Origin of the sequence: Micromonospora sp. DH14 (genome assembly GCF_029809455.1) — a bacterium.
GTDB lineage: Bacteria > Actinomycetota > Actinomycetes > Mycobacteriales > Micromonosporaceae > Micromonospora > Micromonospora parva.
In genome coordinates, this window is record NZ_JARVKT010000017.1 from 84,960 (window position 1) to 111,109 (window position 26,150).

The 26,150-nt window shown below is 73.0% G+C and carries 15 protein-coding genes and 1 riboswitch; of the genes, 8 read left to right on the top strand and 7 right to left on the bottom strand.

The features are described from left to right. Positions 1 to 56 precede the first annotated feature (56 nt). The 3 genes from QCZ28_RS21820 (at position 57) to QCZ28_RS21830 (ending at position 4,459) form a co-directional block, all read left to right on the top strand. Positions 57 to 992, top strand: coding sequence for an SDR family NAD(P)-dependent oxidoreductase (locus QCZ28_RS21820; RefSeq protein ID WP_279518380.1), 936 nt, complete (start codon positions 57 to 59; stop codon positions 990 to 992). Positions 993 to 1,088: 96 nt separating this feature from the next. Next, on the top strand, positions 1,089 to 2,294 hold the full coding sequence (locus QCZ28_RS21825; RefSeq protein WP_279518381.1) for a low temperature requirement protein A: 1,206 nt from the start codon (positions 1,089 to 1,091) through the stop codon (positions 2,292 to 2,294). Positions 2,295 to 2,302: 8 nt separating this feature from the next. Continuing rightward, on the top strand, positions 2,303 to 4,459 hold the full coding sequence (locus QCZ28_RS21830) for a hypothetical protein (RefSeq protein ID WP_279518382.1): 2,157 nt from the start codon (positions 2,303 to 2,305) through the stop codon (positions 4,457 to 4,459). 69 nt (positions 4,460 to 4,528) lie between these two features. Here the strand turns inward: QCZ28_RS21830 and QCZ28_RS21835 are convergent, their stop codons facing one another. The 3 genes from QCZ28_RS21835 to QCZ28_RS21845 form a co-directional block, all read right to left on the bottom strand. Next, on the bottom strand, positions 4,529 to 4,927 hold the full coding sequence (locus QCZ28_RS21835; RefSeq protein ID WP_279518383.1) for a hypothetical protein: 399 nt from the start codon (positions 4,925 to 4,927) through the stop codon (positions 4,529 to 4,531). Next, positions 4,924 to 5,373: a hypothetical protein gene (locus QCZ28_RS21840; RefSeq protein ID WP_279518384.1), complete on the bottom strand. Its 450-nt coding sequence runs from the start codon at positions 5,371 to 5,373 to the stop codon at positions 4,924 to 4,926. Before QCZ28_RS21840 ends, QCZ28_RS21835 begins: the two co-directional genes overlap by 4 nt. Before the next feature lie 367 nt (positions 5,374 to 5,740). Continuing rightward, a complete protein-coding gene (locus QCZ28_RS21845) occupies positions 5,741 to 6,619 on the bottom strand; it encodes an alpha/beta hydrolase (RefSeq protein WP_279518385.1) in 879 nt (292 codons plus the stop codon). A 138-nt stretch (positions 6,620 to 6,757) separates the two neighbouring features. Between QCZ28_RS21845 and QCZ28_RS21850 the strand changes: the two genes are divergently transcribed. The 5 genes from QCZ28_RS21850 (at position 6,758) to QCZ28_RS21870 (ending at position 21,243) form a co-directional block, all read left to right on the top strand. Beyond that, positions 6,758 to 10,087, top strand: a complete 3,330-nt coding sequence (locus QCZ28_RS21850; RefSeq protein WP_279518386.1) for a BTAD domain-containing putative transcriptional regulator — start codon at positions 6,758 to 6,760, stop codon at positions 10,085 to 10,087. A gap of 112 nt (positions 10,088 to 10,199) precedes the next feature. Next, a complete protein-coding gene (locus tag QCZ28_RS21855) occupies positions 10,200 to 11,777 on the top strand; it encodes a Na+/H+ antiporter (protein WP_279518387.1) in 1,578 nt (525 codons plus the stop codon). A gap of 272 nt (positions 11,778 to 12,049) precedes the next feature. Then, positions 12,050 to 19,306 carry a non-ribosomal peptide synthetase gene (locus tag QCZ28_RS21860; protein ID WP_279518388.1) on the top strand — a complete coding sequence of 2,419 codons (7,257 nt, stop codon included), beginning with the start codon at positions 12,050 to 12,052 and terminating at the stop codon, positions 19,304 to 19,306. A 28-nt stretch (positions 19,307 to 19,334) separates the two neighbouring features. Continuing rightward, positions 19,335 to 20,258, top strand: coding sequence for a pyridoxal-phosphate dependent enzyme (locus QCZ28_RS21865; RefSeq protein WP_279518389.1), 924 nt, complete (start codon positions 19,335 to 19,337; stop codon positions 20,256 to 20,258). Between the two features lie 28 nt (positions 20,259 to 20,286). Continuing rightward, positions 20,287 to 21,243 carry a fatty acid desaturase gene (locus tag QCZ28_RS21870; protein ID WP_279518390.1) on the top strand — a complete coding sequence of 319 codons (957 nt, stop codon included), beginning with the start codon at positions 20,287 to 20,289 and terminating at the stop codon, positions 21,241 to 21,243. A 14-nt stretch (positions 21,244 to 21,257) separates the two neighbouring features. Here QCZ28_RS21870 and QCZ28_RS21875 read toward each other — a convergent pair whose 3' ends face one another. From QCZ28_RS21875 to QCZ28_RS21890, 4 genes are all read right to left on the bottom strand, one after another. Continuing rightward, a complete protein-coding gene (locus QCZ28_RS21875; protein ID WP_279518391.1) occupies positions 21,258 to 22,001 on the bottom strand; it encodes an amino acid ABC transporter ATP-binding protein in 744 nt (247 codons plus the stop codon). Next, positions 21,998 to 22,768 carry an amino acid ABC transporter permease gene (locus QCZ28_RS21880; RefSeq protein WP_279518392.1) on the bottom strand — a complete coding sequence of 257 codons (771 nt, stop codon included), beginning with the start codon at positions 22,766 to 22,768 and terminating at the stop codon, positions 21,998 to 22,000. The genes QCZ28_RS21875 and QCZ28_RS21880 overlap by 4 nt, the downstream gene beginning before the upstream one ends. 39 nt (positions 22,769 to 22,807) lie before the next feature. Beyond that, positions 22,808 to 23,668, bottom strand: coding sequence for an ABC transporter substrate-binding protein (locus QCZ28_RS21885; RefSeq protein WP_279518393.1), 861 nt, complete (start codon positions 23,666 to 23,668; stop codon positions 22,808 to 22,810). 273 nt (positions 23,669 to 23,941) lie between these two features. Then, positions 23,942 to 24,053: riboswitch (SAM riboswitch) on the bottom strand. Between the two features lie 87 nt (positions 24,054 to 24,140). Then, positions 24,141 to 26,099: an amino acid transporter gene (locus tag QCZ28_RS21890; protein WP_279518394.1), complete on the bottom strand. Its 1,959-nt coding sequence runs from the start codon at positions 26,097 to 26,099 to the stop codon at positions 24,141 to 24,143. Positions 26,100 to 26,150 lie beyond the last annotated feature (51 nt).

Sequence of the window (26,150 nt, forward strand, 5' to 3'; positions counted from 1 at the left end):
CCCTGGCCCCCGGGGTGACAGTGTCGGGGTAAGCGTGATCGAGAGACGGGACAGCAATGACAGAGCGCATCACCACCCCCTTCGGTTTCGCCTCGACCGCCGACGAGGTCCTCGCCGGGGTCGACCTGACCGGCAAGCAGGCCGTCATCACCGGCGGCGCCGCCGGAATCGGCGTCGAGACGGCGCGTTCGCTCGCCGCCGCTGGCGCCGACGTCGTGCTCGCGGTCCGCCGGGTCGCGGCGGGTGAGCAGGCCGCCGCCGACATCGCGGCCAGCATCGGCGCGCAGCGGGTCACCGTCCGCGCGCTGGACCTGGCAGACCAGGATTCGGTACGCCAGTTCGTCGCCGACTGGGACCAGCCACTGCACATCCTTGTCAACAACGCCGGGATCATGGCGTTGCCCGAGCTGGAGCGCACCGCCGAGGGCTGGGAGATGCAGTTCGCCACCAACTTCATGGGGCACTTCGCGTTGACCGTCGGCCTGCACGACGCCCTCGCCGCGGCCGGCGGCGCCCGGGTGGTGTCGGTCAGCTCCAGCGGCAACCTCTTCTCCCCGGTGATCTTCGACGACCTGCACTTCGCGTTCCGGCCGTACGACCCGCTGCTGGCCTACGGGCAGTCCAAGAGCGCCGAGGCGCTGCTCGCCGTGGAAGTCACCCGCCGCTGGGCGGGCGAGGGCATCCACGCCAACGCGCTCAACCCGGGCGCCATCGCCACCGGCCTGCAGAAGCACACCGGCGGCCTGCGTACGCCCAAGGAACGGCAGAAGACCCCGCAACAGGGCGCGGCGACGTCGGTGCTGCTCGCGGCCTCCCCGTTGCTGGACGGCGTCGGGGGTCGCTACTTCGAGGACTGCGCCGAGGCCCCGATCGTCAGCGAGCGGCCGGCGGACTACAGCGGCGTGGCCGGTTACGCCGTCGACCCCGGCAACGCCGAGCGGCTCTGGACCGTGGCGTCCGACCTGATCGCGCGGCGCGGCACCGGCCGCTGACCACGACGGCCGGGCTCGGCGGAACCCGCCCAGGCCCGGCCGTCCGGGTGGTACGACTGGGGCGGCGGTGGCAGCTGCGGCCGGGGAAGGATGGCGATGGCGGGCAGGCTCCCGGGACGGCTGCTGCTCCGGCGGGAGAACCCGGGCAAGGCGTCATTCCTGGAACTCTTCTTCGACCTGGCGTTCATCTTCGCGCTGACCCGGTTGTCCCGGGCACTGCTCGACGACCTCAGCTTCACCGGTGGCTTCCAGGCGTTGCTGATGTTGGCGGCGCTCTGGTGGGTGTGGTTCGTGACCGCCTGGTCGGCGGACTGGTTCGATCCCCGGGCCCCGCTGATCGTCACCCTGCTGATCTGGGTGATGTTCGGCGGCCTGCTGATGGCCGCGGCGGTGCCCACCGTGTTCGACGGGGGACACGCCATGGTGTTCGCCCTCGCCTACGTCGCCATTCACCTGGGCCGGGCGGCGATCCTGATCCCCGCCCTGCGTGGGCATCCGCTACAGGTGCGCAGCCTGCGGGTGGCGGTCTGGTTCGCGATCTCCGGCGTGCTCTGGGTGGTCGGGGCGGCCGTGGCCCCGGCCCGGGAGGTGCTCTGGGCGCTGGCCCTCGTGCTGGAGTACTCCCTGGCCCGCCTGCGCTGGCCGTTCCCGGGGCTCGGACGGAGCACCTGGCCGGAACTGCAGGTGAACGGCAGACACCTGTCCGAGCGGTACCAACAGATCTTCATCATCGCCCTGGGCGAGTTGATCCTGACTTCCGGCGTCACCTACAGCGATTCCGGCCTGGACCGGGACAGCACTGTCGCCTTCGCCCTGGCGTTCGTGACCGCGGTGGCCCTGGCCCGGCTCTATCTGGTGCCCGCCGGCGCACGGCTCGGTGCCAGGATCGAGGCGGAGGGCCCACCCGGCAGCAGGTTGACCCTGCTAGCCGGCTACCTGCACCTCGTCATGATCGCCGGGGTGCTGGCCACCTCGGTGGCCATGCAGGTGACTATCGACGACCCCCGCGCAAGCGACTCGGGGCAGCTGGCCGTGGGCGTCATCGGCCCAGCGCTGGCCCTGACCGCCCGGATCCTGCTCGCGGCGGCGGTCGACGGCAGCAGGCCCTGGGCGCGCCTGGTCGGCGTGCCGGCGATCATCGTGGGCGGGCTGGCCACCGTACGGCTTCCGCAGGTGGCCAACAGCGCTGTCGTCGCCGGGTTGCTGCTGCTGATCGTCAGCATCGACGCGATGCCGGGAATGTGGCGATTCATCCGTCAGGTCCGTGAGCGCGACGCACCCGACCAACGGCTAGCCGGGTAGCCGCCCCGATGCCGGCGAAAGGACCGCTGCACGACGACCAGCCGCGACGATCCGACGTGGTGGAGTTGCGGGTGCACGGCGTGTCCGGGGCCGACCCCACTGTCATCCTCGACCGGCCGCAGGTCCGGCAGGTCGCCGGCGACGACAGCGGGGGCTTCCACCGTGACGCCCGATCGGACGACACCGAACCGGGCGGGGTGACGCTGGAGGCGTACCGCTGGGGTGACCTGCCCTCCGGCACCGTCGGTCGGACCCTCGCCATGGTCTTCCTGCTGCCGTTCATGCTCGGCAACGTGGCGGTGTGGATGCGACCCACGGGTCGCCGCCGCGCAGCCGGGGTCGACGTGCTGTGTCGGCTCCTCGCGCTCAACCTCACCGTGTTGTACGTGGTGTCCGTCGCCGGGGTCGCCCTCGACCTGATCGCCTGGCGCTGTCTCGGCGCGGCCCGCTGCCGCCCGCCCTTCGACACGATGGCCGGACTCGACGGCCGGCACGTCGGGGAGCGGCTGGCCGTGCTGGCGCTCCTGCCGATCGCGGCCGTGGCGCTCCTGCGCCTGCTGGGTACCCGTTGGTCCGGCCCGACCGACCATCCACTGTGGGCGATGGAGCCGCTGGTGCGCCGGCTGCGCGCGATCCATGTCGCCGCCGCGCTCACCGTACTCGATCTCGTGCTGCTCACGGCCCGCCGCGTCGGCGGCGCGACGTTCGGGACGACGCTGCTGCTGGCGCTCAACGCGGCGGTGCTGCTGGCCTGCGTCGGCCTGCTCGTCGCTCCGGGCGTGATCGACCGGCCGGCGACCATGCGAACGGCCAGCTGGACCGCCCGCACGGCGGTCGGCCTGTGCGCGGCGACCCTGGTCGTCGTGGCGGCCGACCCGCGGGGCTGGTCGCCGGCGACCGGGCTGCCCGGCTACGGCGGAATCGCCGGTGCGGCACTGCTCGGCCAGATGGCTCTGCTGGTGCTGCTCAGCGGGGTGGTGCTGGGGCACCACGGTCGGGTGGGCGGCCGGTCCGCGCTGCCCGGTGGGCTGGGGGCGGCGGTCCTCGCCACCATCGCGGTCGGCCTGGCCGGTGGGCTCTCCGCCGACCTCGTCTACCAGAGCGGGGAGTTGCTCGGCGGCTACGGTGGTGACGGAGGGCCACCGTTGCCGTACCGCTGGACTCTGCTGGCCTTCTTCCTGCACTTCGTCGTGGCGGCGCTGCTGTCTGCCGCGATGACGGTCGTGTCCCGGCGGCGTCGGCTGCGGGCGGCGGCGGCGATCACCGCCCGCGACTTCCCGGACGTAGCACCGGAGGCGGTCGGTCGGCTGCGGCTGACGACGAAGACCGTCGCCCGGGCCCGGTTCACCGAGTGGTTCGGTCTGCTGGCCGTCACGTACGCGGCGCTCGGCGTGATCGGCCTGACCACGACTCTGGTGGGGGGCACCGGGCGTGATCCGGAGGAGTTGGCGCGGCAGTTCCTCGGGCTGCCGGCCGGAGTGATCGAGATGGGGCTCAACGGGAGCAGCTACCTCATCGCCGCGTTGGCGTTCACGCTGTTGGCCGGTGGCGTGTTCGCCTATCGGACCAACTGGTTCCGTCGGCACGTCGGCATCCTGTGGGACCTGGGCACCTTCTGGCCCCGGGCCGCGCACCCGTTCGCGCCGCCGAGCTACGCCGACCGCGCGGTGCCGGAGTTGGCCGACCGGATCAGCCAGCTCGCCGAGCGTCACGTCGGGGTGCTGCTCTGTGGGCACAGCCACGGGTCCGCGCTGCTCGCTCTCGCGGTGCTGCGGCTGCCCCCGCAGGTAGGTCAACGGGTCGCCCTGCTCACCTACGGGTCACCGCTGGACCGCCTGTACGCCCGGCTCTTTCCGGCCTACTTCAACGAGGAGATGCTTCGTGAGGTGGGGGAGCGGGTCGGCTGGCGGTGGCTCAACCTCTGGCGGGACACCGACCCGGTCGGCGGGTGGGTCTTCGCCGCACACCGGCCCGGCGATCCGCCTGCCGACCCGGCCGATCCGGCGAACCACGTCGACCGGCGGTTGCGGGACCCGATGGACCTGCTGCCGGCACCGGGGGAGCGGTCTGCGCCAGCGCTACGGGGGCATCATCCGGGGGAAGACGACCCCGACTTCCGGGCGGCGGTGAACGAGCTCATCGCACGCCTGCGTGCCGCAGGCTGAGCTGCGCCGGACGCCGGGCGGGCGCTGAGCTGCGCCGGGCGCGAGGGCGGGCGCTGGGCCGCGTCGGCGTCAACGGTCCATCTCGGGGATCCGGTCGGACTCCGCCACCGTCGCGCGGACCTTCCGCAGCGTGGCGTCCGGGGCACGGATGGCGGCACGCCAGCGGTCCAGCGTGCGGGTGAGCACCCGGACCACGAACTGCAACTGGTTGACCTGCTCGCGGAGCGTGCCCAGCTCGGACCGGGCGCTGAGCGCCTCACCCTCCAACTGGGTGATCCGGGTCTGCAGCGGCTGCACGAGGGTGAGGGCGGCCTCGGTGAGCGTGTCGGCGGCATCGGCCTTGAACTTGCCCCGCTGCACCACGACGGCGGCGATCGCGGCCAGGCCGGTGCCGCCGCCGAGGATGCCGAGCACGCTGAGCGCCACCTGCACCCAGTGCGGTGCGGCTGGCGGGGGTGACGTGTTCACGTGACACCTGTCCGCAACTGTTCGTAGCTGACGAGTTCGCAGGCGCGGGCCAGACGGCGCAGGTCGATGGCGATCTGTGCGGCCCGCCAGAGCGATCCCACCGTCACCGCCATCACGAACGAGATCGCGACGAGGGAATTCCGGCCGGACATCACCAGAACGGCTACCGCGTACATGCCGGTGATCGTGCCGAGCACCAGCACCGACGCGAGTTCGAGGCCGAGCCCGGTGGAGAGCCGGCCGGGCCACACGATGCCCAGTAGCCCACCCACGCCCACCGCGATCAGCCCCAGTTCCCAGGCGACCTGGATGGGTGCCGGCATGGACGTCTGAACCGATGTCGGACGGACGTTGAGGGTCAGCATCAGCACGCCGCACAGCGGCGCCGCGGCCAGGACAGCGATCTCGTACGGCTGGTGGCGGGATCGGATACGGAGGTTTCCCACGGCAACTCCTTGGTCCAGGACCGACGTCCGGCAGTGGCCGGCGGACCAGTGCCGTTGGGTGGGCCGCGCTGTCGGGCGGCGATCCGTGCGGCGAGGCCCCAGTGGTGCGTTGCCCGCTGACGGTCGTTGGGCGAGAAGAGGGAGCGACCAGACGTCGTTGGCTGCCGTTATCTGCCTGTGTAGCACCGATGACCGGTTGTCGTCCACCTGGTGTAACGTCGTATTACCGCAGGTCAGAGCACATTCCTGCCGTCTCTGGGCGGTCGGGGCGCGGCAAGTGGCGACCCGGTCGCCCCACCACCTCGCCGACGGTCGGTGTCGGATATCCTACCGAGGGTGACAGTGGGGTGACCGAGTCGCCGATCGGTCAACGCGCGAGCAGGGCGCGCACCGCCCGGAGCACCTCGGCCGGGGCCTCCTCCGCCATGAAGTGTCCGCAGCTGACCGTCTGGTGCTCCAGGTCCGGCGCCCAGGCCCGCCACACCGCCGCCGCGTCGTAGCCCAGCGCCGCGCCCCAGTCCTGCTGGAGCACCGTCACCGGCATCCGCAGCTGGTTGCCGGCCGCCCGGTCCGCGGAGTCGTGCGTCACGTCGATCCCGGCCGACGCCCGGTAGTCGGCGACGATCGAGGGGACCGCCTCGCGGGACGCCCGCAGGTACGCGGCCCGCACGTCCGCCGGCAGGGCCTCCGGGTCACGGGTCCAGATGTCCAGGAAGTGACCGAAGAACGCGTCCGGGCTGCCGGCGATCAGCTTCTCGGGCAGGCCGGGCGGCTGCGCCATCAGGTACAGGTGGAACGCGACAGCGGCGCTGGTGCCGTGCAGCACGTCCCACATGTCCAGGGTGGGTAGCACGTCGAGCAGGGCCAGCTGACTGATCGCCGCCGGGTGGTCGAGGCCGGCCCGGAACGCGACCAGGGCACCCCGGTCGTGCCCGGCCAACGCGAACCGGTCGTGACCGAGCGCGCCGGCCAGCGCCACGATGTCGGCGGCCATGGTGCGCTTGGCGTACCCGGTGCCGTCGGTGTCGAGCGGCTTGTCGCTGTCGCCGTAACCGCGGAGGTCGGGGCAGATGACAGTGTGGTCGGCGGCCAGGTCGGCCGCGACGTGCCGCCACATGAGGTGGGTCTGCGGAAAGCCGTGCAACAGCACGATCGCCGGCCCGGAACCGCCCACGGCGGCGTTGAGCGTCACCCCGTCGGCGACGGTGACGCGTCGGTAGTCGAATCCGTTGATCCTGGGGTCCACGGGAAACCTTCCTGGTGAGCAGTGCCGGCGCGGGCGGTGGCCCGTCGCCGTCGTACCTCGTCGAGCCTGCCCGCCGGTGATCAGCAGCCGGTCAGCGTCGGATCAGTGCCGGCCGGGCCGCCCGCCTACTGTGGTGCCATGACCAGGCAGCTGACGGCGCCCGTCGCGGTGACCTTCGGCGTACTCGGGCCGGTGATCGCCGCGACCGAGCACGGCCCGGTCCCGTTGCGGGGACACCGGCAGCGTCTGGTGCTGGGCCGGCTGTTGATCGCCCACGGTCGGGTGGTGCCGGTGGAACGCCTCGTCGACGACCTGTGGGAGGTCGCACCGGACGGCGCGGTGGGCGCCATCCGGACCTTCGTCGCCGACCTGCGCCGGGCACTGGAGCCCGATCGGCCACCCCGGCAGCCGCCCCGGATCCTGGTCACCGAACCACCCGGGTACGTGCTGAAGGTCGCCCCGGACGCGGTGGACGCCGGACGGTTCGAGGCCGCCGTCGGGGAGGCGGCCGACCTGCTGGCGGCCGGCCGTCCCACACCGGCCCTGGCCGCGCTGGACGCGGCGCTCGACCTCTGGCGCGGGCCCGCGTACGCCGACTGCGCCAACGAGTCCTGGGCGGTCGCGGAGATCAACCGGCTGAACGAGCTGCGGATGCTCGCCGTCGAACGGCGGGCGGAGGCGCTGCTGGCGGTGGGCCGACCGGACGAGGCCGCCGCCGACCTACCGGCACACCTGGCCAGCTACCCGCTGCGCGAGGACGCCTGGCGACTGCTCGCCGTGGCCCGCTACCGCGCCGGCCGGCAGGGCGACGCGCTGGCCGCGCTGCGGGAGGCCCGCCACGTCCTGGTGACCGAGCTGGGCGTGGACCCGGGGCCCGAGCTGCGACGACTGGAAGCCGACATCCTGGCCCAGGCCCCGCACCTCACCCCACCGGTCGACCGGCCGGCCCTCCCCGGCCTCGGCGACCCGGCTCGACCCGGCGCGGCCGGGCAGCGCCCGTTCGTCGGACGCGACGACGAGTTGGAGCGGCTGCGGCGCGCCGCCGAGGCCGCGTCCCGGGGCCATCAGCCCACACTCGCCCTGCTCGGCGGCGACCCGGGGGCCGGCAAGACGGCGCTGGCCGAGGCGGTGACCCGGCAACTCGCCGCCCAGGGCTGGACCACGGCGTGGGGACGCAGCCCGGAATACGAGGGCGCCCCGCCGGCGTGGCCCTGGACCCAGATCACCGACGCGCTCGCCGGGCCGAACGCCCCCGTCGTCACCGCCGACCCGGAAGACGACCCGGCGGAACCGGCCGACCCCGCCACGGTGCGGTTCCGCCGGCACCGGGCGGTGGCGTCGCTGCTCACGGCGGTCGCCGAGCGGGGGCCGGTCCTCCTGGTCCTCGATGATCTGCACCGCGCCGACGGTGACACCCTGGACCTGTTGACTGCGCTGCTCACCGGCCCGCAACCGGCCAGCGGGCCGGTGCTGATCCTCGGCACCTACCGGGCCACCGAGATCAGCCCGGAGCTGACCGCCACCCTGGCCCGCGCCGCCGGGCTGGAGCCGGTCCGGGAGTACCTCGCCGGCCTGCCCGCCTCGGCGACCGGTGAGCTGGCCGGCGCCATCGTCGGGGCGGAACTGGACGAGGCCACCGCCCGGTCGATCCACAACCGCAGCGGCGGCAACCCCTTCTTCGTCCGCGAACTGGCCCAGCTGTACGCGGCCGCCGGGGAGTCGGGGCTGGCCGCCGTGCCGCCCGGCGTACGCGACGTGATCCGGCACCGGTTGGCGCAGCTGCCCGCCCCGACCCGTACCGTGCTGCGCCAGGCGGCCGTGCTCGGCCGGGACCTCGACCCGGACGTGCTGGGCGTGCTGGCCGGTGACCCGGCGGCGGCGCTGGACGCCGTGGACCGCGCCCTGGCAGCCGGATTCCTCAGCGAGCGGGAGCCCGACGGGCGGCTGCGCTTCACCCACATCCTGGTCCGCGACACGCTCTACGCCGACCTGTCCTCGTCGCGCCGCTGCGCCTGGCACGCGGCCGTCGCCGAGGTGCTGCGACAGCGGGAACCCGTCGAACCGGCGGCCCTCGCGTACCACCTGCTGCGCGCCGGTGGGCCGGTCGCGGCCGCTGAGGCGTCGGGGTACGCCCGGGTGGCGGCCGAGCGGGCCGAACGGGGCGGCAACCCCCATGGGGCGGCCCGGCTGTGGGGTCAGGCGATCGACGCGTACGACCGCGCCGGTGGGGTCGAGCCGGGCGGGCGGGTGACCGCGCTGCTCGGCCTGGGGCGGGCGCTGGCGGTGACGGGCCGGTTGGCCGAGGCGCGGCGACGGCGCGCCGAGGCGATCGCCGCCGCCGAGTCCACCGGCGACCCCCAGCTGATCCAGGAGGCGCTGGCCGGCTTCGACGTGCCCGCCAGTTGGACGCGCAACGACGACGACGTGCTCTCCGGGCACATCGTCCGGGCCGCCGAACACGCGCTGACCGCGCTCGGTCCGGTCCGCTCGGCGCAGCGCAGCCGGCTGCTGAGCACCCTCGCGCTGGAACTGCGCGGCACCACCACCGATCGTGGCCGCCGTGCCGCCGACGAGGCCGAGACGATCGCCCGCAGCGTCGGCGATCCGGGGCTGGTGGCCTTCGCGCTCAACGCCCGCTTCATGCACTCCTTCCACCGCGTCGGCCTGGCCGACGCGCGGGCCCGGATCGGCGTCGACCTGGTCGACCTGGCCGTCCGGCACCGCCTGGTGACCTTCGAGGTGCTCGGTCACCTCGTCCTGGTCCAGTCCAGCTGCGCGCTGGCCGACCGGAGTGGCGCGGACACCCACGCGCGCGCCGCCGACGATCTCGCCGAGCGGTACGAGCTGCCGTTGGTCGGCGTCCTCACCAGGTGGTACGCCGCACTGCGGCTGGCGCTCGACGGCGACTCGGCGGCGGCAGCGCAGGCGTACGCCTCGGCAGCCGACCGTACGAGCGCCGACGGCATGCCGGGGCTGACCCGGGGCCTGCTCCCGTTGGCACTGCTCGGCCTGCGGCTGGCCGACACCATCGGCGCCGACCGGCCGGCCACCGGGCCCGGCGGTGCCGACCGGCTGATCACCGGCGCTGACGACCGGGCGGACCTGGACTGGGGTCCACACGAACCGTGGGTCCGACCACTGCTGCTGCTCGCCGCCGGTGAACGGGACGCCGCCGCGGCCGCCCTGCGGGCCCTTCCCGAGGGACCGCACGACCTGCTGCGCGAGGTACGGCTCTGCCTCGTCGGTCGGGCGGCGCGCGTGCTCGGCGACCGGGCCACGATGACCCGGGTTTACGCCGAACTGCTGCCGGCCGCCGGTGAGTTGGCAGCGGGCAGCGGGGTGCTCACCGTCGGACCGGTGGCCGGGCACCTCGCCGACCTGGCCGCCGCCCTGGGCCGGGACGAGGAGGCGGCCGAACACCGTCGTACGGCCGGTGCGGTGACCGCCCGCGCCCGTGCCGTGGCCTGATCCGCACCCGCGATCAGCACAACTTGCCGGTTTCCGCCGGAACGCCCCGACCGGTGCGGTCAGATGGAGCCACCGGCGCGTCCGCCGTCGGCCATGGTCCGAGGGGGTAGGCGTGGAGGCGCTCGTCCTGATCGTGGTGCTCGGTGTCACCGTCCTCGTCGGTACCACCGTTGGCGGTCGGTACCGGGTGGCCCCGCCGGTCCTGCTCATCGCGTTGGGCGTGCTGCTCGGGTTCGCGCCGCCGCTGTCCGAGGTCACCCTGGAACCGGAGCTGGTCCTGCTGATCTTCCTGCCGGCGATCCTGTACCGGGAGAGCCTCACCATCAGCCTGCGCGAGATCCGCGCCAACCTGCCGGTGATCGGGATGCTCGCCGTGGTGCTGGTGGTGCTCACCATGGTCACCGTGTCGTACGCCGCGCAGGCGTTCGGGGTGAACCCCGCCGCCGCCTGGGTGCTCGGCGCGGTCCTCGCGCCGACCGACGCCGCCGCGGTCACCGGTCTGGCCAAGCGGTTGCCCCGCAAGCTGCTCACCACCCTGCACGCGGAGAGCCTGATCAACGACGGCACCGCGCTGGTGGTCTTCGCGGTGGCAGTGGGTCTGCTCAGTCAGAGCGCCGAGCCGGGCGTGCTCGGCGTCGGCGAGGAGTTCGTCGGCGCCAGCGTCGGCGGTGTGCTCGCCGGTCTGCTGGTGGGGGCCGCCGTGGTGCTGGTCCGCAAACGGCTCGACGATCCGCTGCGCGAGGGCGCGCTCAGCGTGCTGACCCCGTTCGGCGCCTTCCTGCTCGCCGACTCGGTGCACGCCAGCGGTGTGTTGGCGGTGGTGGTCGCCGGCCTGGTGCTCTCCTACGCCGGCCCGCGGGTGATCCGCGCCCGGTCCCGGGTGCTGGCGTTCGCGTTCTGGGACCTGTCCACATTCCTGATCAACGGTGGCCTGTTCGTCCTGCTCGGCACGCAGATTCCCCGCGCGGTGCGGGGTATCACCAGCACGTCGCCGCAGCGGGCGCTGCTGATCGCGCTGGTGGTCACAGTGGTCGTCGTGGCCACCCGGCTGCTCTTCATCTATGCCACCGCGCAGTCGGCGCGACTGCGCCGCCGCCGGATGGTGGACGTCGTCGGTCGAGGTCCCTCCGGCTGGCGGGTGGGGACCGTCGGGGGCTGGGCCGGTTTCCGGGGTGCGGTGTCGCTCGCCGCCGCCCTGGCCGTCCCGACGGTGACTGTCGATGGCCGGCCGGTGGTCGAACGCGACCTGATCATCTTCGTCACCGCGCTGGTGATCGTGCTGATCATGCTCGTGCAGGGCACCACACTGCCGCTGGTGGTGCGCTGGGCCGGGCTGAGCGGCGACCCGGGACGCGTCGACGAGGCCCGGCACGCCCGGCGGCGGGCCGCCGAGGCGGGCCTGGCCGCCCTCCCGCAGGTCGCCGCGGAGATCGGTGCCCAGGGTGATTCGGTGCGTCGGCTGGAAGCCGAGTACCAGCGGCATCTGGAGGACCTCAACGAGAGCGGTGGGGCCATCGCCGATGAGCGCCGGCTGGAACGGCGACTGCGCCTCGGCGTCCTCGCGCACAAGAGGCGGGAGGTCACCCGACTGCGCGACAACCGGGAGATCGACGACCTGGTGCTGCAGGAACTCCAGTCCGCGCTGGACAACGAGGAGATCCGGCTGCTGGGGCGCGAACCCAACGAGTGACCGGGTGCCGGCGACACCCGTCGGGCCGAACGGTCGAGGCGAACGGCTGGTGAACGGCGTACGTCGGTCAGCGGCGCCGAGGGCACCGGGCCAGCCGCAGGTCAGCGGCTCGCGGTTCCCGCTCGAACCGACCTGACCTGGGCCGGTGGGGTCGTCCGCAGTTGATCTCAATGATGACCAGATGTTCGCCCTCCGGTGGCCCGGACGGCGGGTTGATCTTCGTACGGTGTCGGCGCCGTCCGCTGGACGGGTCGAAGGCCGAGGAGAGATCCGTGTCCGTCATCCCCACCGTCAGGTCGCCCGAACCGGGCCGAAGCGTCGTCGCCCAGCACGCGGTCTCGGCGTACCCGCCCGCCGGAGTGCTCGACCAGATCGAACAGCACGCCCGTCGGTCCCCCGACCGGCCGGCGCTGTGCGACGACGCCGGTGTGCTCGGCTACGCCGACCTTCTCCGGCGGATCGACGCGCTGGCCACGGTGCTGCACGGGCACGGGATCGGCCGGGGCGCGCTGGTCGGCGTCTGCCTGCCCCGGGGGCGTGACGCCATCGTGGCGATGCTGGCCGCGATCCGCGCCGGGGCCGGCTACCTGCCGCTGGATCCCGCCTACCCGTCGAACCGGCTGGCGCTGATGGTCGCCGACGCCCGGCCCGCGTTGGTGCTCACCGGCCAGGACGGGGCGAAGCTGCCGGACGGTACCCCGCTGCTGGTCCTCGACCGGGAGTTGACCGTCTCATCCGGCAGCGCGCCCGCCGGCGTGGCGCCCGACCCCGAGGACCCGGCGTACGTCATCTTCACCTCCGGGTCGACCGGCCGACCGAAGGGGGTCAGCGTGCCCCGGCGGGCCCTGGAGCACTTCTGCCGGGCGGCCCGTGAGTGCTACGACCTGGGCCCCGACGACCGGGTGCTCCAGTTCGCCTCGCTCAGCTTCGACGCCAGCGTCGAGGAGATCTTCCCGCCGCTGTGCGCGGGCGCGACAGTGGTCGTCCGGGACGACGACGCGATCAGCAGCCCTCGCCGGTTCCTCGAGCACTGCGCCCAGCACAAGATCACCGTGCTGGACCTGCCGACCGCGTACTGGCACGAGGTGGTCGGCGCCGTCGACAGCGGTGACGCCACGCTGCCGTCCAGCGTTCGGCTGGTCATCATCGGCGGGGAGGCGGCACAGGCCGGCGCGGTCACCCGCTGGCAGGCCCGGGTCGGCGCCGGGGTCCGGCTGCTCAACACGTACGGACCGACCGAGGCCACTGTCGTCGCCACCTGCGCCGACCTGACCCGGTGGCCCGGTGCCGGGCCGGTCCCGATCGGCCGTCCGCTGCCCGGGGTGAGCCTCCGGGTGCTCGGCGAGGACGGCAGTCCGGTACCGCCCGGCGCACCCGGGGAGCTGCACATCGGCGGACCGGGAGTGGCCACCGGCTATCTGCGTCGTGCGGAACTGACCGCCGACCGTTTCCCGCTCGATACCGATGGGCGGGTCACGTACGCCACCGGTGACCGGGTGCAGGAACTGCCCGACGGCCAGTTGACCTACCTGGGCCGGCTGGACGACCAGGTGAAGATCCGCGGGTTTCGGGTCGAGCTGGGCGAGATCGAGGCGGCGTTGCGTCGGCTGCCCGAGGTCACCGACGCGGTGGTGCTGGTCGAGCAGAACAGCGGGCAGCCGCGACTGGTGGCGCACCTGCTGAGCACGGCCAGCACCACCCCCGATCCGGCCACCGTACGCCGAAGGCTCGGTGTCGACCTGCCCGCCCACCTGGTGCCGGCGGCGGTTCTCGGACACCGTGCGTTTCCGCTCACCGCGCAGGGCAAGGTGGACCGCGCGGCGCTGGCCCGTCTGCCGCTGCCCGCCCCGGCCGCGTCGACGGCTGCCCCGGGCACCGACGTCGACCCGCTGGTGACGGCCCTGGCCGCCCGCTGGACCGACGTGCTCGGCCTGCCAGCGGTCGGCCCGGACGACGACCTGTTCGCCCTGGGCGTCGACTCGCTCGACGCCATCCGGCTGATCAGCGCGGTCCGCCGCGACCACGGAGTCGAGCCGACGCTCACCCAGCTCTACGCCGCGCCGACACCGACCCGGCTCGCCGCGCTGATCCGTACCCTGGCGACCGCCACCGCCCCGACGGACCCGCCTGCCGTGACCGTCACTGTGGAGCCGGACGGTGCCGTGCGGCTGCCCCTCACCGGCCTGCAACAGGACTTCTGGATCGCCGAGCAGGTCTGCGCCGACCTGCCCGCGCACACCCTGGGCATCCGCTACCGGCTGCCGGACGAGGCCCGTGCCGACCTGCTCGCGGCGAGCCTCGATGATCTGGTGCGGCGGCATCCGGCCCTGCGCTCGCGCGTCCCGCTCGTCGGCGACGAGCCGCACCTGCGCGTCGAGCGGACCGGGCGACTGGCGCTGACCGAGGTGGACCTGCGCGACGTCGAGGTGACGCAACGGGCGCGGCACGCCGCCGAGGTCCGCGACAGGGCGGTACGGGAACCGATCGACCTCGCCGCCGGGCCGCTGGCGCGGGCCGTGCTGATTCACGACGGGTCGGCCGACGAACTGCTGCTCGTCGCGCACCATCTGGTCTTCGACGGATGGTCGGCAGGTCTGTTCGGCGACGAGCTGGCCGAGCGGTACGCCCACCACAGCGCGCGTACCGGCGATTCCGGGACCGCCCCGGTCGAACCCGCCGCCGACCCGACGGCGCTGGCCGAGCTGGTCCGGCTGCGCGTCGCGAGCGCGGCCGACCCGGCTCTTGTCGACTACTGGCGCGAACGCTTCGCCGACGCGGACCTCGACCTGGAACTTCCCGCCGACCGGCCGCGTCCGGCCACGCGGTCGTTCGTGGCCGGGCGGGTGTCCCGGCAGGTCGACCCGAGCCTGCTCGACGCGCTGCGCGCGCACGGACGAACGCACCAGGCCAGCCTCTTCATGGTGCTGCTCGCCGGGTTGCAGACGGTGCTGTCGCGCTACACCGGGCGCACCGACGTGACAGTGCTGGCCCCGGTGGCCGGCCGGAACCGGCCGGAGCTGGAGCGGGTCGTCGGCGCGGCCCTGAACATCCTGCCGATGCGCGGCGACGTCAGCGGCGAACCGAGCTTCACCGACCTGCTGGGACGGGTCCGCGCGGCAGTCCTGACCGACCTGGATCACCAGGACCTGCCGTTGCCCCGGATCATCACGGCCACCGGGCGGCAGGCGTCGGCGAACCGCAACCGGCTCACCGGGGTGATGCTCACCGTGCACAACACGCCGGTGCCCCGTGCCGACGGCCTGCGGTACGCGGGCGAGGTCGCACCCGCCGCGACCATGGTGGACCTCGCCGTCGGTCTGGACTTCCCGGTGGACGGCCCGGTGCTCAGCATCGACTACGCCACCGAGCTGTTCGACGCGGAGCGGGTCGACGCGCTGCTGGATCACCTGCTCACCGTGCTCGCATCCGCCGTCGCGACGCCCGAGACCCCGGTCACCCGGCTGCCGATGCTGACCCCCGCCGAGACCGCCCGGATCCTGCACGACTGGAACGACAGCGCCGCGCCGCTGCCTCCCGCCACCGCACTGCACCAGCTCTTCGAACGGTGGGTGGCGCAGCGTCCGGACGCGCCCGCGCTGACCTGGCGGGACGAGACGATCAGTTACGCCGAGTTGAACCGGCGGGCCAACCGGTTGGCCCGGGTGCTGCGCGCCGACGGCGTGCTGCCCGGTAGCCGGGTCGCGATCTGCCTGGACCGGGGCATCGAGCTGTTCGTCGCCATGTGGGCGGTGCTCAAGGCCGGCGGCGCGTACGTGCCGTTGGACCCGGCGTACCCGGCCGACCGGCTGCGCTACATGATCGACGACAGTCGGGCCGCCGTCCTGGTCACCCGCCTGGACCTGGCCACCGCGCCGGCCGCCGGAGCGTCGGTGCGGGTGGTCGCCCTGGACCGGGACACGGACCGGCTCGCCGCTGCCGACGACCGCGATCTCAGGGTGGTCACCTCCGCCGCCGACCCGGCGTACGTCATCTACACCTCCGGTTCCACCGGACGGGCCAAGGGTGTGGTGGTCAGCCACCGCAACCTGGTACACGCCGCCGACATGTGGCAGCGGGCGTACCACCTCGAACCCGGCTGGACCTACCAGCAGGCGGCGAGTTTCTCGTTCGACATGTTCGTCGGGGAGACGCTGCGGGCGCACTGCACCGGCGGTCGACTGGTGGTGGTGCCCCGCGAGACCCTGCTCGACCCCGCCGCCCTGTACGCGCTGATGCGTGCCGAGCGGGTCGAGTGCACCGAGCTCGTTCCGGCGGTGCTGCGCACCCTGCTCGCGTACGTGGCACAGGCGGGGCAGCGGTTGGACTTCGTCCGCCTGCTCATCGGCGGCGGCGAGAAGTGGCACGTGCGGGAGTACCGGCAGGCCCGCGACCTGGTCGGGCCGGGCGGTCGGGTGGTCAACGCGTACGGGGTCACCGAGGTCAGCGTCGACAACGTCTACTTCGACGGGGACGTCGACGCGCTGCCCGACGACGCTCCACTGCCGATCGGCCGACCGTTCCCCAACAACCGGGTCTACGTGCTGGACGCGCACCGCCAACCGGTGCCGGTGGGTGTGGTCGGCGAGTTGTACCTGGGTGGGGTGGGGGTGGCGGTCGGATACCACGACCGGCCTGAGCTGACCGCCGAGCGTTTCGTCACCGACCCGTACGCGCCGTCGGCGCGGATGTACCGCACCGGCGACGGCGCGCGATTGCGCCCCGACGGCACCGTGGACTTCCTCGGTCGGCTCGACGACCAGGTGAAGGTCAACGGTTACCGGGTGGAGTTGGGCGAGATCGAGGCGACCCTCGCCGCCCTGCCCGACGTGCTGGCCTGCGCGGCGGCGGTCCACGAAGGGCAGCACGGGCTGGCCCGGCTGGTCGCCTACCTGGTGCCCCGACCCGGCGTCACCCTCGACGAACGGGCGGTACGCGACGCGGCGGCCGCGACCCTGCCGGCGCACATGGTGCCGGCCCGGCTGCTGACCCTGCCCTCCCTGCCGCTGACGCCGAACGGCAAACTCGACAGGCGGGCACTGCCCGCGCCACCGGAGGTCGAGGCCGACGCCACCCGAACGCCGCCGGGCACCGACACCGAACGCCGGATCGCCGACGTCTGGTGCGCCGAACTGGGTCGCGACACCGTCGGCATCGACGACAGCTTCTTCGCCCTCGGCGGCGACTCGTTCGCCGCGCTACGGCTGGTCCGTCGAATCGGCGGCGGGCTGGCGCTGGTGGAGTTGTACCAGCACCCCACCGTCCGCGCCATCGCCGCTCTGCTCGACGAACGGGCCGCCGGCGCGGACCGGGGCGAGGGTCTGCTGCACCGGCTCACACCGAGCGACGCCGACCCGGCCAGCGGCGGGATGACCGTTGTCGCGGTGCCCTACTCCGGGGGCAGTGCCATCTCCTACCAGCCGCTCGCCGACGCGCTGCCCAGCGGCTGGGCCCTGTACGCGGTGGAGTTGCCCGGACACGACCGCAGCCGACCGGACGAGGCGCCGCAACCCGGTGCCGAGGTGGCCGAGCGGGTGCTCGCCGAGTTGCGCGACATCGCCGGCCCGGTGGTCCTCTACGGGCACTGCCTCGGCACCGCGGTCACCCTCCAGATCGCCCACCGGGCCGAGGCGCAGGGAGTGGACCTGCGGGCCGTCGGGCTGGGCGCGAGCTTCCCCACGGCGCGGCTGCCCGGCCGGCTCTTCGACTGGTTCTACCGGCTCGTGCCGACCGACCGGTTCACCTCGAACCGCGAGTACCTGTCGTACCTGCGGGCCCGGGGCGGTTTCACCGACGTGGCCGACCCGGCCGACGAGGCGTTCGTGCTGCGCAACGTCCGGCACGACGCCCGCGACGCCGAGGAGTACTACACCGCCGCCTACCGGGACCCGGAGCACCCCCGCCTGCGTGCGCCAGTGCTCGCCGTCATCGGCGAGCGGGACCGGGTCACCGAGCTGTACCAGGAACGCCATCAGGAATGGACGCACGTCGCCGAGCGGGTCGAGCTGGCCGTCCTGCCCCGGGCCGGGCACTTCTTCGTGCGTACCCACGCCGTGGGTCTGGCCGAGGCGTTGGTGGGGCACGCGTCGCCGACGGTGACGACGGCCGACGTCGCGCCCACCCCACCGCCCGGGCCCACGCCGGCCGTCGTGGCGCAGCCGCGTGGCCCGGCGCCCAGCCTGTCGCGGTTCGCGGTGGTCGCGTTCGGCCAGTTCGTGTCGATGATCGGCAGCGGGCTGAGCACGCTGGTGCTGAGTATCTGGGTCTACCAGCAGACCGGCGCGATCACCGACTTCGCGGTGGTCAGCGCGGTCGGCATGCTGCCCGGCATCCTCGCCGGGCCGATCGCCGGCGCGGTCGCGGACCGTTGGGACCGGAGACGGGTGATGCTGGTCAGCGACGCCGTCGCGGCAGCGGCCATGGTGGCGCTCGTGCTGCTGGTCACCGTCGGCGGCGGACTGCGGCTGTGGCAGATCTACCTGGCCGTGTCGGTCACCTCGCTGGCCGGTGCGTTCCAACGCCCGGCGTACCTGGCGGCGGTGGCCCAACTCGTGCCGAAGCGCTACCTGGGGCACGCCAACGGGATCAGCCAACTCGGCGTGGGCGTGGGCCTGGTCTTCGCGCCGTTGCTCGGCGCCGGCCTGATCGGTGTCATCGGCATCCGGGGCGTGATCCTCATCGACGTGTCGACGTTCTGCGTGGGCGCGCTCACCCTGCTCCTGGTCCGTTTCCCGGACCGCCTCTTCCGCCGCCGGGAGGAAGCCTTCCGCACCGAGGTCGCCAACGGCTGGCGCTACGTCGCCCGCCGACCCGGGCTGCGGGCCGCGCTGCGGTTCTTCGTCATCGACCACGCCTTCTACACCCTCGGCTTCGCGGTGATCACCCCGATGCTGCTGATCGAGCAGTCCCCGGTGGCGCTCGGCCTGGCCCTGTCCGCCGGCGGCGTCGGGGGTCTGCTCGGCAGCCTCACCATGGGTCTCTGGGGCGGCACCGCGCGGCGAGCCACCGGGATGATCCTGTTCATGGGCGTGGCCAGCCTCGCGATGGCCGTGGTGGGCATCGGCGCCGGCCCGGCCTTCGCGGTGGTCGGCATGTTCGCCCTCACCTTCGCCGAGTCCCTGATCGACGGGCACTGGATCGCGCTGATTCAGACGAAGGTGGGCTTCGACCTGCAGGGTCGCGTTCTGTCGATCTTCATCACCGTGATGATGCTGACCATGCCGCTGGGCTACCTGGTGGTCGGCCCGCTGGCCGACCACTACGTCCAGCCGCTGCTGGAGCCCGGCGGTGCGCTGGCCGGCACCGTCGGAGCGGTCATCGGCACCGGGCCGGGTCGCGGTCTGGCCCTGCTCGTCGTCCTCAGCGGTCTGCTCCAGCTCGGCTGGGCGATCCGGGGCTGGTGCAACCCCACCCTCCGGCTGATCGAGGACGACCTGCCCGACGCCCTGCCCCCCGCCGAGATCGGCGACCGGGACGACCTGCAACGCCAGGCCGACGCCCTGCTCGCCGCCGGTGCCCCGGCCCGGTCCTGACCCCACCACCCTCTCACCTAGGAGCAGCATGTCCACGGTCAGCATGGCGTCTGTCGACGCGCCCACCGACGCCTTCGGAACCCCACTGATCGAGGCGACCGGCCTGGTGCCCGGCGTCCACATCCTGATCAAGGACGAGACCCGGTACGCGTCCGGCAGCCACAAGGAGCCGGCCGCGCGCGCGGTGGTGGCCCGAGCCGCCGCCGAGGGTCGTACCGAGGTGGTCGTCGCCACCTGCGGCAACTACGGGCGGGCGATGGCGATGGCCTGCCGGGCAGCCGGCATGACCTGCATCGTCGTGCTGCCCGCCGGGTGGAGCGACGGCGGCGAGTTCATGCGCGCCGCCGGCGCCCGGGTGCACCTCGTCGAGGGCAGCTACGAGGACGCCGTCGACGAGTCACGCCGACTCGCCCAGGCGCCCGGGGCGGTCGACGGCAACGTGGACGGCCCGTACGTCGACGCGGTCCTCGCCGGGCACGGAGTGGTGGTCGGGGCGCTGCGCGCGGCACTCGACGAACCACCGGCGCAGCTCTGGATCCCCGTCGGCAACGGCACCACCGTCATCGCCGTGCACCGGCGGCTCCGTGAGCTGGGCTGGCCGACAGTGCTCCAGGGCGTCTGCTCGGCCGCGAACAACCCGGTGGTCACCAGCTGGCCCGGCCCGTACCGGATGCTGCCGCCGGACGCGGTGACCACCACCGACCACAACCAGCCCCTGGTGAACTGGCATGCCCTCCAGGGCCCGGAGGCGATGGCCGCGATCTCCGACACCGGCGGGGCGGTGCACGGGGTCGACGACGACCAGCTCCAGCGCGCCCGGGATGCGCTCGCCGGCCACGGCGCGTACCCCACCGCTGCCGGCGCGGTCGCCCTCGCCGGGCTGCTGGCCCGCGCCGAAGCGCCGGGCGGGCTCTCCGCCGGCACCCACGTCGTGCTGCTCAGCGGTCGCTGAGCGCCCTGCCCACTGCTAAGGACCTCGGATGACGATCACCGCCCAGCCCGCCGCGACCCGGCCACCGGCCACGGCGACCGGTGCACCCGCCCTGCTCTTCCGCCGTGCCCGGGTCAGCCGCGCCGATGAGCGGATCTTCGTCGGCAAGCTGGCCCTGCTCGCGGTGCTGACCACGGTCGGTGCGGTTCTGGCCCTGCGCTCCGAGCCGCTGTCGATCGTGGCCGGCGTGCTGCTGCTTGCCGCCATGTACACGCACGCTGTCGAGTTGCAGCATCAGTGCCTGCACCACTCCGCGTTCCGCCGCTCGTTGCCGCACCGGCTGGTCGGTGTGCCACTGGGCGTGCCGCTGCTGGTGGTCTACTCGCACTACCGGGTGCGGCACCTGCAGCACCACCGCTACCTGGGCACCCCGCAGGACACCGAGTTCTTCGGCTTCGACACCCGTCGGCCGTTGACCGTCGGGATGCTCGTCCGCGGCCTGCTCGACTACCCCCGACTGGGTGCTGTCGGTCTGGAGGTCCTGCGCGCCGCCGCCGGCCGCTGGCGTTACGCCCACGGCGAGATCGCCCCCGCCATGCGGCGGCGGATCGTCGCCGAGCACCTGCTGCTGGGTGTCGCGGTGCTGGCCGCTGTCGGCCTGGCCCTGACCGGGCACGGCGTGTACCCACTGCGGCTGTGGGTGCTGCCGCTGCTGGTGGCGGTGCCGTTGCACTTCCTCGTGGAACTGCCCGAGCACCTGCTGTGCGAGACCGACACGACCGACGTGCTGCGCAACACCCGGTCGATCCGGGGCAGCTGGCTGAGCACGTGGTTCACCAACGGCAACAACCTGCACATCGAGCACCACGCGGCGATGAGCGTGCCGATCAACCAGCTGCCGTCGCGGCACGAGGAAACCCGCCGCCACGGTCAGCATGTGCAACGCAGCTACGCCGAGTTCTACCGCCTGCTCTGGGAGGCGGTACGTCCCCGCGCCCGGGCCTGACGGCCGCCCGCGGCTCAGAGCACCTGGTCGAGGAACCGGCGCAGCCGCGGATGTTCGGCCCGCTCGAAGACGGCCTCGGGCGGGCCGGCCTCCAGCACCACACCCCGGTCCATGAAGGCGACGGTGTCGGCGACCTGCCGGGCGAAGCCCATCTCGTGGGTCACCACCACCATGGTCATCCCGGCGGCGGACAGGTCGGCCATCACCCCGAGCACACCCTTGACCAGCTCCGGGTCGAGCGCCGAGGTCGCCTCGTCGAAGAGCATCACCTCGGGCCGCAGCGCCAGCGCACGCGCGATCGCCACCCGTTGCTGCTGACCACCGGAGAGTTGCGCCGGCCGGGAGTTCGCCTTGCCGGCAAGCCCCACCAGCTCCAACTGGGCGCGGGCGAGCGCGTCCGCCTCGTCCTCACCGAGCTTGCGCAGTCGGCGCAGTGCCAGCGTGACGTTGCGCAGCACGCTCATGTGCGGGAAGAGGTTGAACTGCTGGAACACCATGCCCACCCGCTGCCGCAGCGCGTCCGGGTCGTCGCCCAGCACGCTGCGCCCGTCCAGCAGCACGTCGCCCCGGTCCGGTTCGATCAGCCGGTTGATGGTGCGCAGCAGGGTGGACTTGCCCGACCCGGACGGGCCGATGACACAGGCCGTCGCGCCACGCGGCACCGACAGGTCGACGCCGCGCAGCACCCGGTTCGGTCCGAAGGCGAGGTGCACGTCGCGTACGTCGAGGCTGACCGAGGTCGTGCTGGCGGCGGTCATCGCCGGTCTCCTTCCATCGCGTACGGCGTGGTGTCGTCGTCCTCGTCTGTCGGCGCGGTGGCCGGCCGACCGTTGCGCAGCCGGCGGTCGATCCAGTTCACGACGTGCGTCAACGGAACGGTCAACGCCAGGTAGCACAGCCCCGCCAGCAGCAGCGCCGACTCGTTGCCGGTGGTGGCCGCGTAGTCCTGCCCGATCCGGAACAACTCCCGCTGGCTGGCCACCAGGCCGAGGAAGTAGACCAGGCTGGAGTCCTTGATCAGCGCGATGAGCTGGTTCACCCAGGCCGGCAGCACCCGCCGGATGCCCTGCGGGACGATCACCAGGCGCATCGCGTCGGCCCAGGAGAAGCCGAGCGCCCGGGCGCCCTCCAACTGGGCGGCCTCCACCGACTGGATGCCCGAGCGGAAGATCTCCCCGATGTACGCGGCAGCGATGAGCGACAGCGCCAGGATGCCCAACGGGTAGGGGTCCGGTCCCCAGACCTGCATGCCCAGCGGGGCCAACCCGACGCCGATCAGCAGGATCGTCGCGGCGGCCGGCAGCCCCCGGAACACGTCGGTGTAGACCCGCGCCGGCCAGCGCAACCAGCGGCTTCGGGAGATCCCCGCGACGGCCAGCAGCAGGCCCAGCACCGAGCCGAGCAGGGCGGCGGAGACCGCCAGGATCAGCGTGTTGGGCAACCCGACGGTCAGCATCTCGGGCAGCGCCTCGCGCATCGAGTCCCAGTCGAAGAACGTTTCCCACAGGGTGCTCAACGGATCCATGTGTCGCCTCTCCTACCGCCCCGCTCGTTCGTCACCGGTTCAGGACGCCGCCGACGCGGACGCCGACGGCGCCACCGTGACCGCGCCGCTGCCCGGCTTGAAGTCCGCCGGGATCGGCCGACCCGGGTAGTACTGCGCCTGCAACCGGGTCCAGGTGCCATCGGCGATGACCTCGTCGAGGCTCTTGTTCAGCGCCTCGCGCAGCTTGTCGTTGCCCTTGGCCACGGCGTACGCGGTCGGTGCCGGGCTGAGCTGCTTGGCCGCCACGGTGATCTTGCCGTTGCTGTCGGCGGCCGACTTCTCGCCGATCTCCGCCGGGGCGATCCACGCGTCGGCGGTGCCCGCCTTGAGCTGGTTGATCGCACCGTTGTAGTCCGGCACCCGCACCGGGTTCAGCTGCTTGCCGGTGGCGTAGTCGTCCTGGACGGTGCCCTGCACCACCACTACCCGCTTGCCGGTGAGCTGGTCGAAGCTGGTGATCGGCGAGCCGGCCGGGACGTCCAGGCCGAAGTAGCCGAAGTCGTAGCCGTTGCCGAAGTCGACAGTCTTCTTGCGGGCCTCGGTGATGGTGATCGAGGAGCTGCCGACGTCGAACTTGCGGTTGTTGACCTGGCTGAGCAGCGCGGAGAAGTCGGTGCCGACGAACTCCACAGTGAGGCCGAGCTTGCCGGCCACGGCGGTCAGCAGGTCGTTGTCGAAGCCGGTGAACCTGCCGTCCTTGAGGTACACGTTCGGCGGCGCGTCGGTCAGCGTGCCGGCGCGCAGTACGCCCGGCTGGGCCAGGCCGTACGGGTTGGCGTCGGACGAACTGTCGTCGCCGCAGGCGGTGAGGGCGGTGGCGGCCAGGATCGCCGCCGCCCCCAGGGCGGCGGCACGGGTCACTGCGGGAAGGAATCGCACTGGTGTCTCCGAAGGGTGGTGTCTCGGCGGGCGCGGGTGTGCGCCACCGACGGCGCGCCCGATGGGCGTACCGGTGGAAAGGGGTTTCGGGAGGGTGGTGCTAGAGCGCGGTGCCGCGACGACAGGCGGCGCTGCACATTCGCATCGTGTCCACGTGCCGTCGCCGCGTCAGTGCGGGCGAGGGTCGACCGGTGCGGAGGTCCGCGACGTCAGTCGGTGGGGTGGTGCTGAGGATGCGCATGGTTCTCCCGGGTCTGTGCTGACCTGGGTGCCAGGCCACGCTTGCGCCGACGTCGTGCCGGTGCCTGGTCTTCACCCGGGGCACCCCACCGCGGAGGAGGGTTGCCGGCCAGCGAGCCGGGGCTTCGCGCTGGCGCTCATGACCTGCGCCGAGGCTAGCAGCACCGACGGGTGCCGCGTCCAGTCGGTATGACCACGCTCACCGTGCGCGACGGTCCGCCCCGCGCCCAGGTCAGCCGGCGTGCACGTGCGGTCGGCGGTGTGGGTCGGGTTCCTGGCGGCGCAGGATCTCCCGGGTCACCGAGGCGATCGCGCCCTGCCCGAACGCCAGGTAGCGCAGGAAGTTGCGGACCGGCCCTCCCTCGGACCACTCGAAGTAGATGCGGGGTCGCCGACGGCTGCGGTCGCGGATTTCCAGCAGCAGGGCGGCCAGCGCGGTGGGCACCGACGAACTGGCCAGGCTGAGCACCGGGAAGCGGCCGTCGACGACGCTGCCGCGGACCAGCACCCCGGTCTCGAAGTCGGACGGGTCGGTGACCTCGACCTCGACGAAGATGACGTCGCTGTCGTCGGGGAAGTCGTTGTCCGCCATGGTCTGGGCGAGCTTGGCGCGGTACTCCGCCTCGTCGCGCCGGTCGGGTTCGTGTGCGATGAGGCGGATCCGCCGGCCGGCGCGTTCGTCGATGATCCGGGCCGCGGCCGGATCCAACTCGACGTGGTTGACGCGCAGCTCGTAGGCCCGCATCAGCCGGGACAACACCGACACCAGGATGATCCCGCCGATGAAACAAGCGGCGATCTTGACGCCACTGGGGCGTTCCACCACGTTCGCCAGCGTCGTGTAGACGAAGATCACCGCGATGATGCCGAACGCGATGCTGCGACCGCGCTGACGCTGCCGCAGCGCCGCGAGCGTCACCGCCGTCGCGGCCGAGGTGATCAACACCAGCACCCCGGTGGCGTACGCGCCGCCCTGCGCGTCCACGCTGGCCTTGAAGACGATCGTGATCAGGAACGCCACCGAGGTGAAGACCAGGACCAGCGGCCGGACGGCTCGCGCCCAGGTCGGCGCCATGCCGTAACGGGGCAGGTAGCGCGGCACGAGGTTGAGCAGACCAGCCATCGCCGACGCTCCGGCGAACCAGAGGATCCCGATGGTGGACAGGTCGTAGATGGTGCCGAACACCTCGCCGAGGTGGGCGTGCGCCAGGTAGGCCAGCGCCCGGCCGTTCGCCGGCCCGCCCGGCTGGAAGGCGTCCGGCGGGATCAGCACCGTTGTCGTCACGCTGCTGGTGATCAGGAAAGCGCTCATGATCAGCGCTGCGGTGGTGAGCAGCCGGCGCGCGCCACGGATCCGGCCCAACGGTCGTGCCTCCGAGTCCTGCGGGTCACCCCGTACGCTCGGCATGACGGCCACCCCGGTCTCGAAGCCGGACAGGCCCAGCGCCAGCTTCGGAAAGACCAGCAGCGACAGCCCGACCACCAGCCACGGGTCGCCGTGCCCGGTGGTCAGCGCGGAGGTCCAGTCGTCGACCGCGCTCGGGTGCGTCACCACCCGCCACAGCGCGTCGGCCACCACCACCGCGTTCAGCGTCAGGTACACCGCGACCAGGATGACGGCGATCCCGATGGCCTCGCTGAATCCCTTGAGGAACACCGCGCCCAGCAGCGCCAGGAGCAGCAGCGTGAGCAGCACCTCGTGCCCCTTGAGCGCACTCGGCCAGAAGGGGTTCTCGTCGATGTGCGCCGTCGCGTCGGCCGCCGAGAGGGTGATGGTGATGATGAAGTCGGTGGCCGCGAAACCGAGCAGCACCAGCACCAGCAGCTTGCCCGGCCAGTAGCTCAGCAGGCGGACCAGCATCGCGATGGAGCCCTCACCGTGCGGGCTCTCCACCGCCACCCGCCGGTAGACCGGCAGCGCGCCCAGCAGGGTCACCAGCACCAGCACCAGCGTCGCCACCGGCGAGAGCGCCCCGGCGGCCAGCGCCGCGATGCCCGGCTGGTAGCCCAGCGTGGAGAAGTAGTCCACACCGGTCAGGCACATCACCTTCCACCACGGGTGGAGCCGGTGCTCCGGCGGGCGCCCGTGCGGTCCCGGGTGCTGCACGGCCTGGTCCGAGCCGGCGTCGAGCAGCCACCCCCGCAACCGGCCGGCGCGTCTGTCGAACGTCACCGGCGCGTCCCCCGTCATCCCGCTCACGGTCACCGTGAGTATCCGCCCGCCGGGCCGCCGCCGTCCGCC

Excerpts from the sequence above, each read along its gene's own strand:
- QCZ28_RS21820 (WP_279518380.1), top strand. The coding sequence starts at position 57 with ATGACAGAGCGCATCACCACCCCCTTCGGTTTCGCCTCGACCGCCGAC.
- QCZ28_RS21825 (WP_279518381.1), top strand. The coding sequence starts at position 1,089 with ATGGCGGGCAGGCTCCCGGGACGGCTGCTGCTCCGGCGGGAGAACCCG.
- QCZ28_RS21830 (WP_279518382.1), top strand. The coding sequence starts at position 2,303 with ATGCCGGCGAAAGGACCGCTGCACGACGACCAGCCGCGACGATCCGAC.
- QCZ28_RS21850 (WP_279518386.1), top strand. The coding sequence starts at position 6,758 with ATGACCAGGCAGCTGACGGCGCCCGTCGCGGTGACCTTCGGCGTACTC.
- QCZ28_RS21865 (WP_279518389.1), top strand. The coding sequence starts at position 19,335 with ATGTCCACGGTCAGCATGGCGTCTGTCGACGCGCCCACCGACGCCTTC.
- QCZ28_RS21870 (WP_279518390.1), top strand. The coding sequence starts at position 20,287 with ATGACGATCACCGCCCAGCCCGCCGCGACCCGGCCACCGGCCACGGCG.
- QCZ28_RS21875 (WP_279518391.1), bottom strand. The coding sequence starts at position 22,001 with ATGACCGCCGCCAGCACGACCTCGGTCAGCCTCGACGTACGCGACGTG.
- QCZ28_RS21880 (WP_279518392.1), bottom strand. The coding sequence starts at position 22,768 with ATGGATCCGTTGAGCACCCTGTGGGAAACGTTCTTCGACTGGGACTCG.
- QCZ28_RS21890 (WP_279518394.1), bottom strand. The coding sequence starts at position 26,099 with ATGACGGGGGACGCGCCGGTGACGTTCGACAGACGCGCCGGCCGGTTG.